Below are 11,978 nucleotides of genomic sequence, written 5' to 3'. Positions count from 1 at the left end.
TTTATGGCCGTGACGCTCGACGACAAGCTGGTAGTCGCCATCTCCTCGCGCGCGCTGTTCAATTTTGAGGAAGAGAACCGCGTCTTCGAAAAGGACAACGACCGCGCCTACGTGGACATGCAGCGCCAGCGGCTCGACGTACCTGCTGCGCCGGGCGTGGCGTTTTCACTGGTGCGCAAGCTGCTCGCGTTCAATACCTCCGAGCACCAGCGCGTGGAGGTGGTGCTGCTGTCGCGCAATGACCCGGTGAGCGGCATGCGCGTGTTCCGCTCGTGCCATGCCCATGGTCTGCCCACCATCCAGCGCGGTGTGTTCACGCAAGGGCGCGACCCGTTTCGCTACCTGCGGCCGCTGGGTGCACACCTTTTCCTGTCCGCCAACGAGGCCGACGTGCGCGAGGCCTTGCACCTGGGCTACCCCGCCGCGCGGGTGGTGACGGAGTCGGTGCAGGCGGGCGACTCCAACCCCAACGAAGTGCGGATTGCCTTTGACGGCGACGCCGTGTTGTTCTCCGATGAGGCCGAGCGCGTGTACCAGGCGGAGGGGCTGGCCGCCTTCCAGCAGCACGAGACCGACAAGGCCGCACAGCCCCTGCCCGACGGCCCGTTCAAACCCCTGCTGGCCGCCTTGCACCGCCTGCAGTCTGCGGGCGAGGCCGGTGGCACCGGCATGCGCATCCGCACCGCGCTCGTCACCGCCCGCAGCGCCCCCGCGCACGAGCGCGCCATCCGCACCCTGATGGACTGGAACATTGCAGTGGACGAAGCCATGTTCCTGGGCGGCCTGCCCAAGGGCGAATTTCTGCGCGAGTTTGAGCCCGATTTCTTCTTTGACGACCAGACCGGCCACGTCACCTCGGCAGCGCGCCACGTGCCTGCGGGCCATGTGAACAGCGGCATCTCGAATCCGGTGCGGGTCGCGGGGAACTGACCCGCAGGAGCCTCGGCTGCAGGCTGGCGCGCTGTGCCACCCTGCACCCGCGCTTGGGAAAAGTTCTGCAAAGACTTGCAACGCCCGGTGAAAGCCTGCAAAGCCCCGGTTGCAAACCACCGACCTCGCCCCCCATGTGCCACCATGGCCGTTGAGACTTCGAAGGAGAACACTTTGCGCATTCGCACATCCCTGGCGTCCATGGGGTTGCAAAGGCCGGTCCTGGCGACGGTGGCCCTGTTGGCAGCCTGTGCAGCACTGGCACAAACGCCCCCACCAGCACCGGCCCCTCCAGCGGAGACACACGCCGCCACAGAGCCCGCAGCGGCAGTGAGCCCGGGCGAGCTGAAGGCACAACGTGAATTCAAGATGCTGGACTTCAACGGAGACGGCAAGCTCAGCCGCTCTGAGGTAAAGCTGTTCCCGCGCCTGGCGGCAGCCTTTGACGAGGCCGACACGGATGGCGATGGCTTTGTGTCGTATGCCGAAGTCCGTGCCTTCGCCGCCAAGTACCGCGCCGAGCGTGATCGCCAGCGAGCGGCGGCACAAGCGGCTGCGACGTCGGCGGCACCGGCTGCGCCGCCCCCTGCGCCATAGACCCGTCCGTGAGGAACGCTGGTTGCACTTTGCCAAGCGGCAAAGCCAAAAAAACCAGTCCAATCGACTTGGAGCGCTAGTGCAATATGCGCTGCCAGCTATCTAATTAATAGCAAATAATACCTGACGCATCAAGGCAGTACCCACAGCTTCCGTGCGCACGGCACCGTGCACCCACTGCATGCAGCGCCTGTACGTCACAGTTTGCCGCTGCGCAGTGGCTTCGCTGCACTGCACCGGGCTCGCCACCGCACGCAATGGGCCGCCTTCAGGGCAGTCAACCCGGCAGTGCCAGCTGCTCAGGCGCCACCGGTGCGCTTGACCTTGGGGTCGGTGTAGGTCAGCGGCTCGTTCTTGGCCTGCTGGGCCAGGCGCTCCTGCAAGGTCATCTTGTTGACGTCCTGCGCTACCTCTACCGCGCTGCCGCTGGCGCGCCACATCGACTGGATGAACTCCAGCAGCTGCTTGTAGATCGGCTCTTTGGGAGGCTCCGGCGGCTCTTCGACGGTGTCTTTCTTTTTTACCGCCGTCCAGTCCCGGTTGGGCGCCTCGGGCGCCGAGGGTTTGTCCGGCTCGCGCACGATCGCCCCCTCACCCATCCGGTCCATGGACTCGACAGGGTTGGGAGCGTTGATGGGACGCACCGGAGGCGCACCCGAGGCGCCAGTGGAATACAAATCAGCGCCCTGAGGACGCCAGGACGGCGATCGATCGACAGGTGGCATTTGCATGACATTGGCCCGTAGTTGAACAAAAGGTACAGAGGGTCTTTCGGCCTCTTCGTACATTCATTACGGCAAAAAGAAGGGTGAATTTAGGTCTTTTTCACCGATTGAACGAAATTTAGGGTTTTCCCTAGTAAAAAGCCAGCTTTTTGGGACGGTTCAGCGTCAGGCAGGGACCATGAAGGTGCCAAACAGTGCCCCGAATGGGCCGAATCGGCTGAACAGCGCGCGGGGCATGCGCCGAATGTCGCAACAGCACCACGCCGTCAGAAGGCCGGGCGCCCGCAGGCCATCGCCCGCTGCAGGGGAACAGGCAGAAAAGTAAGCGGCTCGGGCCGTGCGCAAGGAATGCGCAAGAGGGGGGGCTCAGCCGGCCCCCATTCCCGACAGAGCATGTTGACGGCCTTGCTAGGAGCGCAGACAGGCTCCTACGGCTGGCAGGACAAGGTCCGAGCCCAGGACGGAGCCGGCTTGACTCCGCCTTACAAGGTCAAAGAAAGCGTTCGAGCAACCGGCGCGAATGCTTGTCCAGCGCCGTGGTGTCCTTCACACGGAACTGCAAGCCGTCGCCCCCGGCAATCAGCAGCCGGGTGCGCCCGCCCAGGCGGCGGATGTCTTCTTCGGCCTTGAGCACCAGGCGGGCAGGCCCCCGGTCGGTCTCCACATCCCAGGTGCTGGGGGTCGAGAAACTAGAAACGGCGAGGATTTTCTGGATAGTGGGCACAAACTCGCGCACCTCCAGCTCTTCATCAATGAGCTGCCGGGCGGTGCCCATCACGGCCTCCAGCCGGGGAACCCACAGCAGCTCATGACCGTCGGTGCCCACCAGGGACAGCCCCTCGCCCGGCGCGGCGATGGGAAAAGCACGCACGGGAGTCACGCCCTCATGGGCCGTGCCATCGGCCAGGGTCAGGACGAGGCGGCCGTGCGGGTTGCGCGTGAGCTGGAAGGCGGGGGTGGACGACGATGGTGTCAGGGAAGCATTCATGGCAGGGTCGCTCACAGCGTCTCAGGGGTTGCCGGCGGGGTGGGCCGGGTGCAGCAGGCTGCTGTCGATGATGACGCCTGCGGCCTGCGCGTCTTCTTCGGCACGGCGGGCCTGGGCTTCGTACAGCCGCCAGTAGGCGCCCTGCTTTTCCATCAATTCATCGTGCGGGCCCACTTCCACCACCTCGCCGCGGTCCATGACCACCAGGCGGTCGGCCTTGCGCAGGGTGGACAGGCGGTGGGCAATGGCGATCGTCGTACGGCCTTGCACCAGGTTATCGAGCGCCTTCTGGATTTCCTTTTCGGTCTCGGTGTCCACCGCCGAGGTGGCCTCGTCCAGGATCAGGATGCGCGGATCGATCAGCAGAGCGCGCGCAATGCTGATGCGCTGGCGCTCGCCGCCCGACAGGCCCTGGCCGCGCTCGCCCACCAGCGAGTCGTAGCCATGGGGCAGGCGCAGGATGAATTCATGCGCATGGGCGGCACGGGCGGCGGCCACGATTTCCTCGCGCGTCGCTTCGGGTTTGCCGTAGGCGATGTTCTCCGCGATGGTGCCAAAGAACAGGAAAGGCTCCTGCAGCACCAGGCCGATGTGGCGGCGGTAGTCGGCCACCGCAAAGCGGCGAATGTCGATGCCATCGACCTGGATGGACCCGTCGCTCACGTCGTAGAAGCGGCTGATCAGGTTGACCAGCGTGCTCTTGCCCGATCCGCTGTGGCCCACCAGACCGATCATCTCGCCGGGGCGGATGTCCAGATCCAGCCCCTTGATGACCGCGCGGCTGCCGTAACGGAAGCCCACGCCCTGCATGCTGATGGCGCCCTGCACCTTGTCCACCTTCACGGGTTGGGCCGGGTCGGGCACGTTGCTCACATGGTCCAGGATGTCGAAGATGCGCTTGGCGCCTGCAGCGGCCTTCTGGGTGACCGAAACGATGCGGCTCATCGAATCCAGCCGCCCGTAAAACCGCCCGATGTAGGCGATGAAGGCGGTGAGCACACCCACCGTGATCTGGTTGCGAGACACCAGCCAGATGCCGAACGCCCAGACCACCAGCAGCCCGATTTCGGTCAGCAGCGACACCGTGGGGGTGAACAGGCTCCAGGTCTTGTTGAGCTTGTCGTTCACCTCCAGGTTGTGCTGGTTGGCATCGCGAAAGCGCTGGGCCTCGCGCTTTTCCTGGGCGAAGGCCTTGACCACGCGGATGCCGGGAATGGTGTCGGCCAGCACATTGGTCACCTCGGACCACACACGGTCGATCTTTTCAAACCCGGTGCGCAGGCGGTCGCGCACGGTATGGATCATCCAGCCAATGAAGGGCAGCGGCACCAGCGTGACCAACGCGAGCCACGGGTTGATGGAGAACAGGATCGCCGCCGTCATCACGATCATCAGTACATCGGTGATGAAGTCGAGCGCGTGCAGCGACAGGAACACGTTGATGCGGTCGGTCTCCGACCCGATGCGCGCCATCAGGTCGCCGGTGCGCTTGCCCCCAAAGTAGTCGAGCGACAGGCGCAGCAGGTGCTCGTACGTGGTGGTGCGCAGGTCGGCGCCGATGCGCTCGGACACCAGCGCCAGGATGTAGGTGCGCGCCCAGCTCAGGCCCCAGGCGGCCAGCGCCGACAGCAGCAGGCCGCTCAGGTACAGCAGCACCAGGCCAGGTTCGATCTGTTTGCCGTTCTGGAACGGAATCAGGATGTCATCCATCAGCGGGATGGTGAGGTAGGGCGGCACCAGGGTCGCTGCCGTGGACGCCAGCGTCAGCGCAAAACCGGCCGCCAGCTGTTTGCGATAGGGCCGCGCAAAACGCCACAGGCGCAGCAGCACCCAGGTGGAGGTCTGGGGTGGCTGGGCACGAGCGCAAGCCGGGCACTCCTCGGTGTCGGGCGGCAGCGGCGTATGGCAGGTGGGGCAAGCAGGCTCGTCGGCTTCGTCCTCGGCACCGCTGTCGCCCCGGGCGCTTTGCTGCTCAAAACGTTGCACCAGGCGCAGCGCCTGCGCATGGTGCGCCAGGGTAAAGCGCCACTGGGCCAGGCGCTCCTGGGGGTTGTGCAGCTCGAGCGAGCCCACTCCGCCATGGTCATGCAGCTTGAGCGTCAGCCCTTCACCCGGGGGCCAGCTGCGCCAGGTCGTGGTGCCCGGGTCGCAGGCCAGCAGCCGTTCGGAGGTCACCACCACCCACCCCGCCGCAAAGCGCAGTGTGGCGCTCAGGTCAACCGGCAAAGCCGCCAACACGTTCTCTTTGGAAGCGAGCATGGCCCGCAGATCGGCCCCCACAGGGCCAGAAAAGACACCCGAGGCGTCCACAGAATGGTGATGTTGCATTTTTGGTTGGGTTTTCCGCCACCGGCTGCCTGCGGTGGCCGCTCTCGCGAAAGCAAGAATTCTCACCGATACTGCACGCCACGGTGCGACGGCATCCTCCTGTAACGTCTGTGGCGGCCTTTTGGCTGACACTGCGCACAGGCCCTGGACTGGCGCACAATCATCGTCCACAAAATTCCCTTTCGTCCCTCTACCGCACAGCCCTTACCAAGGCCGGAACCACAACCGCTGCAATCCATGGCGAAACTCAACGACATCCAACTGCTTCGCATCAACTACCTGCGGGGCCCCAATATCTGGACCTACCGGCCGGTCCTGGAAGTCTGGCTGGACCTGGGCGAGCTGGAGGACTATCCCTCCAACACCATCCCCGGCTTCAATGACCGCCTCACGGCCTGGCTGCCAGCGCTGATCGAGCACCACTGCGGCGTGGGCGAGCGCGGCGGCTTCCTGCAGCGCCTGCAGGAAGGCACCTGGTGCGGCCATGTGCTGGAGCACATCGTGATCGAGCTGCTCAATCTGGCAGGCATGCCCACCGGCTTCGGCCAGACGCGCAGCACCAGCCAGCGCGGCGTGTACCGCATGGTGTTCCGCGCCCGCGACGAAAGCGTGGCCCGCGTGGCACTGGCCCAGGGCCATGCACTGATCATGGCGGCCATCAACGACCAGCCTTTTGATGTGCAGGCCGCCGTGGCGCGCGTGCGTACCGAGGTGGACGACCAGTACCTCGGCCCCAGCACCGCCTGCATCGTCACCGCCGCCACCGACCGGGGCATTCCCCACATCCGCCTGAATGACGGCAACCTGGTGCAACTGGGCTATGGCGCCCGACAGCGCCGCATCTGGACCGCTGAGACCGAGTACACCAGCGCGATTGCTGAAGGCATTGCCAGCGACAAGGATCTGACCAAGGGCCTGCTCAAGTCCTGCGGCGTGCCCATCCCCGAAGGCCAGGTCGTCAACAGCCCCGAGGAAGCCTGGGAGGCCGCACAAGACATCGGCCTGCCCGTGGTGGTCAAACCCTCCGACGGCAACCACGGCCGGGGCGTGACGCTGGACCTGCGCAAGCAGGAAGACATCGAAGCGGCCTACCACGTGGCCTACCCTGAGGGCAGCGACGTGATGGTGGAGCGCTTCATCCCTGGCGACGAGCACCGCCTGCTGGTGGTGGGCGGCAAGGTGGTCGCCGCAGCACGCGGCGAGTTGGTCACCATCACCGGCAACGGCCGCTCCACCGTCAAGGAACTCATCGACACCCAGCTCAACTCCGACCCGCGCCGGGGTTACGAAGAAGAGTACCCGCTCGAAATCATCGACCTGGCCACCGACACCAAGGTGCAGCTGGAACTCAAGCGCCAGGACCTTGAAGCCGACTCGGTGCCCGCCGCTGGCCGCCAAGTGGTGGTGCAGCGCAATGGCAACGTGGCCGTGGACTGCACGGACGACGTGCACCCTGAAGTGGCGTACATCGCCCAGCTTGCCGCCAAGGTGGTGGGCCTGGACATCGCAGGCATCGACATGGTGGCCCGCGATATTTCCAAGCCCCTGCACACCCAGGGCGGCGCGATTGTCGAAGTCAACGCAGGCCCTGGCCTGCTCATGCACCTGAAACCCGCCGTGGGTGCGCCGCGCCCTGTGGGCCAGGCAATTGCCGAGCACCTGTTCCCCTCCGACGCCGATGACGAAGGTCAGGCCGGTCGCATTCCGCTGGTGGGCGTGGCCGGCACACGCAGCACATCGACCATCTCGCGCGTGGTGGCCTGGCTGCTGCACCTGAGCGGGCACCACACCGGCCTGGCCTGCCGCGAAGGGCTGTTTCTGGATCGTCGCTGCGTGGAGGCCACCGACTGCGCCCACTGGGAAGCCGCCCACCGCCTGCTGATGAACAAGATGGTGCAGGCCGCCGTGATCGAAAGCGACGCCCGCACCATCCTGCGCGACGGCCTGGCGTATGACCGCTGCCAGGTGGGCGTGGTGACCGACATGGACGGCGTGGAAACGCTGTCCGAATTCGATGTGCACGAACAGGACCAGATGACCAAGGTGATGCGCACCCAGGTGGACGTGGTGCTGGCCGAAGGCGCTGCGGTGCTCAATGCCGCCATCGCCCAAGTGGCCGACCTGGCCCCCCTGTCCGACGGCGACGTGGTGCTGTATGCGCAGGACGGCACGCTGCCCGTCATCGCCGAACACCGCGCCAAGGACAATGGCCGCGCCGTCTTCGTGAAGAACGGCCGCGTGGTGCTGGCCACGGGCAGCGCCGAGCATGTGCTGGGTGCCCTCTCCGACCTGACCTTTGGCCGCAACGCCGTGGTGCCAGACACCGACGCCCTGCTGGCCGCCATCGGCACGGCCTGGGCGCTGGACATTGCCCCCGACCTGATCGGCGCAGGCATCAAGACCTTCGAGCCCGAACTGGTCCCCACCGCCGCCCTGCGGTCGTGATGGCCTCTCGTGCATTTGCCTTTGTTTGTTGTTTGACCCCACATCCCACGACCTGAACAGGGCCCCAGCGCTCTGATGGACCACTGAAAGAGACTTCCATGGATGTAACCCGCACCCGGGCCCTGCGCGGCCCCAACCTCTGGAGCCGCCACATGGCCATCGAGGCCGTGGTGACCTGCGCCGAGAACGAGCGCGCCGTGGGCCAGATGGCCGGATTCGAAGCCCGCCTGCGGGCCCTGTTCCCCGCCATCGGCGCCCTGCACCCGGAAACCGGTGGCGGCGATGTGTCGCTGGCCCACGTGCTGCAGACCGCAGCACTGGCGCTGCAAGCGCAGGCCGGCTGCCCCGTGACCTTTGCGCGCACCACGGCCACCAGTGATGTCGGTGTGTACCAAGTGGTTGTCGAATACAGCGAAGAAGCCGTGGGCCGCAAGGCGTTTGAAGACGCACAGCAACTCATCCAGGCAGCGCTGGGCAACGGCAGCTTTGACGCCGAAAAGGCCGTCGCCGACCTGCGCGAGCTGGACGAAGACGAGCGCCTGGGGCCCAGCACGGGCTCCATCGTCGAGGCCGCCGTGGCCCGGGGCATCCCCTACCGCCGCCTCACACGCGGCAGCCTGGTGCAGTTTGGCTGGGGTTCCAAGCAGCGCCGCATTCAGGCAGCCGAGGTCGATTCGACCAGCGCCGTGGCCGAATCCATCGGCCAGGACAAGGACCTGACCAAGCGCCTGCTGCACGCCGCTGGCGTGCCTGTCCCGCTGGGCAAGCCGGTGGAGACTGTGGACGAAGCCTGGGAGGTCGCCCTCAAGGTCGGCCTGCCCGTGGTGGTCAAGCCGCAAGACGGCAACCAGGGCAAGGGCGTCACCGTCAACATCACCGACCGCGCACAGCTTGAAGAAGCCTACAAGAACGCGGCCGACTACGGCACCGTGATGGTCGAGCGCTTCTTGCCCGGCCACGACTTCCGCCTGCTGGTGGTGGGCGACCAACTGGTGGCCGCCGCCCGCCGCGAGCCGCCCCAGGTGCTGGGCGATGGCGAGCACACCGTGCGCCAGCTGGTGGACGTGGTCAACCAGGACCCCCGCCGTGGCGAAGGCCACGCCACCTCGCTGACCAAGATCCGCCTCGATGACATCGCTGTGGCCCGCCTGGCCATGCAGGGCCTGACACCCGACTCGGTGCCCGAGAAAGGCCAGCGCGTCATCTTGCGCAACAACGCCAACCTGTCCACCGGCGGCACCGCCACCGATGTGACTGACGACGTGCACCCCGAGGTTGCGGCCCGCGCCGTGGCCGCCGCCCAGATGGTGGGCCTGCACATCTGCGGTGTGGACATGGTGGCCGAGACCGTGCTGCGCCCGCTCGAAGAACAAGGTGGCGGCTTTGTGGAAGTGAACGCCGCCCCCGGCCTGCGCATGCACCTGGCCCCCAGCTACGGCAAGCCCCGCAACGTGGGCCAGGCCATGGTGGACAAACTGTTTGCCCATGGCGACGACGGCCGCATCCCTACCGTGGCCGTGACCGGCACCAACGGCAAGACCACCACCGCCCGCCTGATTGCGCACCTGTTCACGGCCCAGGGCCTGCGCGTGGGCATGACCAACACCGACGGCGTGTACGTGAACGGCCGCCAGATCGACAGCGGCGACTGCAGCGGCCCCAAGAGCGCCCGCAACGTGCTGCTGCACCCCGAGGTGGACGCCGCCGTGTTCGAGACCGCCCGTGGCGGCATCCTGCGCGAGGGCCTGGGCTTTGACCGCTGCCAGGTGGCCGTGGTCACCAACATCGGCGCGGGCGACCATCTGGGCCTGAACTACATCACCACGGTGGAAGACCTGGCCGTGCTCAAGCGCGTGATCGTGCAGAACGTGGCCCCCACGGGCTACGCGGTGCTCAATGCCGCCGACCCCATCGTGGCGGCCATGGCTTCGGCCTGCCCCGGCAAGGTGATCTACTTTGCGAGTGACCGCCACCACCCCGTGATGGTCACGCACCGCGCCCAGGGCCACCGCACCGTCTACGTGGATGGTGACTCCATCGTCGCCTCCGAAGGCTCGTGGCGCGAAACCATCCACCTGCGCGACGTGCCCATCACGCGCAACGGCAAGATCGGCTTTCAGGTCGAGAACGTCATGGCCTCCGTGGCTGCCGCCTGGGGCGTGGGCATGCCCTGGCAGACCATCCGCCGCGGCCTGTCGGGCTTTGTGAACGACAGCGACAACGCCCCCGGCCGCTTCAACATCATGGACTACCGGGGTGCGACGGTGATCGCCGACTACGGCCACAACCCCGACGCCATGCGCGCCCTGGTGCAGGCCGTGGACGCCCTGCCCGGCAAGCGCCGCAGTGTGGTCATCAGCGGTGCGGGCGACCGGCGCGACGAAGACATCCGCGAACAGACCGTGATCCTGGGCGCCGCGTTTGACGACGTGATCCTGTACCAGGACGCCGCCCAGCGCGGTCGCGCCGACGGCGAAGTGATGGCCCTGCTGCGCGAAGGCCTGGCCGGTGCGCCGCGCACCACGCATGTGGAAGAGATCCGTGGCGAGTTCATCGCCATTGACACCGCCCTGGAGCGCCTGCAACCCGGCGACCTGTGCCTGGTGCTGGTGGACCAGGTCGAAGAAGCGCTGGCCCACCTGGCCCAGCGCTGCACCGAAGGCGAGACCGCGGCATGACCGCTGCGCGCACGTTGGCAACCGCCGCCGTTGTGGCGCTTGCGGCCCTCACGGGCGGCACAGTGCAGGCCGCATCGGGCGAAAAAATCGGCACCGTGGACACCGCGTTCCAGTGGATCGGCCGCGACCACGACATCATCGTCGAGGCCTATGACGACCCGGGCGTACGGGGCGTCACCTGCTACGTCTCGCGGGCACGCATTGGTGGTGTCAAGGGCACGCTGGGCCTGGCCGAGGACCGCGCCGAGGCCTCCATTGCCTGCCGCCAGGTCGGCCCCATCAGCATTCCCGAGCCACTGAAGAAACAGGAGGAAGTGTTCAGCGAACGCATGTCCATCCTGTTCAAGCGCCTGCGCATCGTGCGCATGGTGGACCCGGCCCGCAACACGCTGGTGTACCTGACCTACTCTGAAAAGCTCATCGACGGCTCCCCCCAGAACAGCGTGACCGCCGTTCCCGTGGACCGCGCCACCGCCATTCCGCTGCGCAAGTGACGGTAGCCCGGTGTGGCCGGGGCATCGCTCAGACATCAAAAAAGGGGCTCCAGGCCCCTTTTTTGATCGTACATGCCAGTAGCGCTAGTGCAATATACCTGAGCAGCTATCAAATAAATAGCATCTAGCCCTGCGCGGCAATCTGCCGCAGCGCCTGCTCAAACACCTCCACCGGCTGCCCACCCTGGATCAGGTGGCGCTCGTTGACGATGATCGCGGGCACCGAATGGATGCCGTTTTGCAGATAGAACTGCTCGCGCTCGCGCACCTCGTCGGCGTAGCGGTCTGAGGCGAGCAGCGCACGCGCCTCGGCCACATCCAGCCCCACCTCGCCCGCCACACGCGCTAGCACCTCGTGGTTGCTCGGGTCCTGCCCGTCGGTGAAATACGCCGTGAACAGCGCCTTCTTCAGCGCGGGCTGCACGCCCTTCTCTTCGGCCCAGTGCAGCAGCCGGTGCGCATCAAAGGTGTTGTGGATGCGGCTGCGCTTGTCCATGCTGAAGGTAAACCCCAGCGCCGCCCCACGCGCCGCGATGGCCTCGCGGTTCTTCAGGCTCTGCTCGGGCGTGGCGCCGTACTTTTCTTGCAGGTGCTCGCCAATGTCCTGACCCGCAGGCCCCATCTGCGGGTTCAGCTCGAAAGGCTGAAAGTGCAGGTCCAACGCGACCTCACCCTGCAGCCGGTCCGCCGCCTGCTCCAGCGCCTTGAGGCCGATGATGCACCAGGGGCAGGAGACATCGGAGACGAAATCGATTTTGAGGGTGGTGGTCATGGGTCGAGTCTGTGGATGGCA

General features: G+C 66.2%; 9 protein-coding genes. 5 read left to right on the top strand and 4 right to left on the bottom strand.

Translation table 11 applies throughout. The annotated features are described in order from the left end of the window. Nucleotides 1–3 precede the first annotated feature (3 nt). Entirely contained in the window at nt 4–930 is a 927-nt protein-coding gene (locus C8C96_RS08570; protein WP_056746929.1) for a 5'-nucleotidase, read from the top strand. Between the two features lie 201 nt (nt 931–1,131). Further along, entirely contained in the window at nt 1,132–1,527 is a 396-nt protein-coding gene (locus C8C96_RS08565; RefSeq protein WP_121943935.1) for an EF-hand domain-containing protein, read from the top strand. Nucleotides 1,528–1,826: 299 nt separating this feature from the next. On the opposite strand, the gene C8C96_RS08560 is transcribed toward C8C96_RS08565, so the two are convergent. From C8C96_RS08560 to C8C96_RS08550, 3 genes are all read right to left on the bottom strand, one after another. Beyond that, nucleotides 1,827–2,258: a hypothetical protein gene (locus tag C8C96_RS08560; RefSeq protein ID WP_056746930.1), complete on the bottom strand. Its 432-nt coding sequence runs from the start codon at nt 2,256–2,258 to the stop codon at nt 1,827–1,829. A 484-nt stretch (nt 2,259–2,742) separates the two neighbouring features. Beyond that, nucleotides 2,743–3,240 carry a DUF1854 domain-containing protein gene (locus C8C96_RS08555; RefSeq protein ID WP_121943934.1) on the bottom strand — a complete coding sequence of 166 codons (498 nt, stop codon included), beginning with the start codon at nt 3,238–3,240 and terminating at the stop codon, nt 2,743–2,745. 21 nt (nt 3,241–3,261) lie between these two features. Beyond that, nucleotides 3,262–5,568 (bottom strand): ABC transporter ATP-binding protein, encoded by a 2,307-nt coding sequence (locus tag C8C96_RS08550; protein WP_121942045.1) that lies wholly within the window; start codon nt 5,566–5,568, stop codon nt 3,262–3,264. 237 nt (nt 5,569–5,805) lie between these two features. On the opposite strand from C8C96_RS08550, the gene cphA (C8C96_RS08545) reads away from it, so the two are divergent. From cphA (C8C96_RS08545) to C8C96_RS08535, 3 genes are all read left to right on the top strand, one after another. Next, the gene (gene cphA, locus C8C96_RS08545; RefSeq protein WP_121942044.1) at nt 5,806–8,013 is read left to right on the top strand and encodes a cyanophycin synthetase; all 2,208 of its coding nucleotides are present in this window, start codon (nt 5,806–5,808) and stop codon (nt 8,011–8,013) included. 98 nt (nt 8,014–8,111) lie between these two features. Beyond that, a complete protein-coding gene (cphA, locus tag C8C96_RS08540) occupies nt 8,112–10,691 on the top strand; it encodes a cyanophycin synthetase (RefSeq protein ID WP_099729296.1) in 2,580 nt (859 codons plus the stop codon). Next, nucleotides 10,688–11,185, top strand: coding sequence for a CreA family protein (locus C8C96_RS08535; RefSeq protein ID WP_121942043.1), 498 nt, complete (start codon nt 10,688–10,690; stop codon nt 11,183–11,185). The genes cphA (C8C96_RS08540) and C8C96_RS08535 overlap by 4 nt, the downstream gene beginning before the upstream one ends. 124 nt (nt 11,186–11,309) lie before the next feature. Here the strand turns inward: C8C96_RS08535 and C8C96_RS08530 are convergent, their stop codons facing one another. After that, nucleotides 11,310–11,957 carry a DsbA family oxidoreductase gene (locus C8C96_RS08530; protein ID WP_121942042.1) on the bottom strand — a complete coding sequence of 216 codons (648 nt, stop codon included), beginning with the start codon at nt 11,955–11,957 and terminating at the stop codon, nt 11,310–11,312. Nucleotides 11,958–11,978: the final 21 nt, after the last annotated feature.

The sequence above is a fragment of the Acidovorax sp. 100 genome (assembly GCF_003688355.1).
Lineage (GTDB): Bacteria > Pseudomonadota > Gammaproteobacteria > Burkholderiales > Burkholderiaceae_C > Acidovorax > Acidovorax delafieldii.
The sequence above is the reverse complement of the archived record's forward strand: the minus strand, read 5'-3'. Positions and strand labels throughout refer to the sequence as shown.

Coding starts and splice junctions, on each gene's coding strand:
- cphA (WP_121942044.1), top strand. CDS start 5,806: ATGGCGAAACTCAACGACATCCAACTGCTTCGCATCAACTACCTGCGG.
- C8C96_RS08565 (WP_121943935.1), top strand. CDS start 1,132: ATGGGGTTGCAAAGGCCGGTCCTGGCGACGGTGGCCCTGTTGGCAGCC.
- C8C96_RS08530 (WP_121942042.1), bottom strand. CDS start 11,957: ATGACCACCACCCTCAAAATCGATTTCGTCTCCGATGTCTCCTGCCCC.
- C8C96_RS08560 (WP_056746930.1), bottom strand. CDS start 2,258: ATGCAAATGCCACCTGTCGATCGATCGCCGTCCTGGCGTCCTCAGGGC.
- cphA (WP_099729296.1), top strand. CDS start 8,112: ATGGATGTAACCCGCACCCGGGCCCTGCGCGGCCCCAACCTCTGGAGC.
- C8C96_RS08535 (WP_121942043.1), top strand. CDS start 10,688: ATGACCGCTGCGCGCACGTTGGCAACCGCCGCCGTTGTGGCGCTTGCG.
- C8C96_RS08555 (WP_121943934.1), bottom strand. CDS start 3,240: ATGAATGCTTCCCTGACACCATCGTCGTCCACCCCCGCCTTCCAGCTC.
- C8C96_RS08570 (WP_056746929.1), top strand. CDS start 4: ATGGCCGTGACGCTCGACGACAAGCTGGTAGTCGCCATCTCCTCGCGC.
- C8C96_RS08550 (WP_121942045.1), bottom strand. CDS start 5,568: ATGCAACATCACCATTCTGTGGACGCCTCGGGTGTCTTTTCTGGCCCT.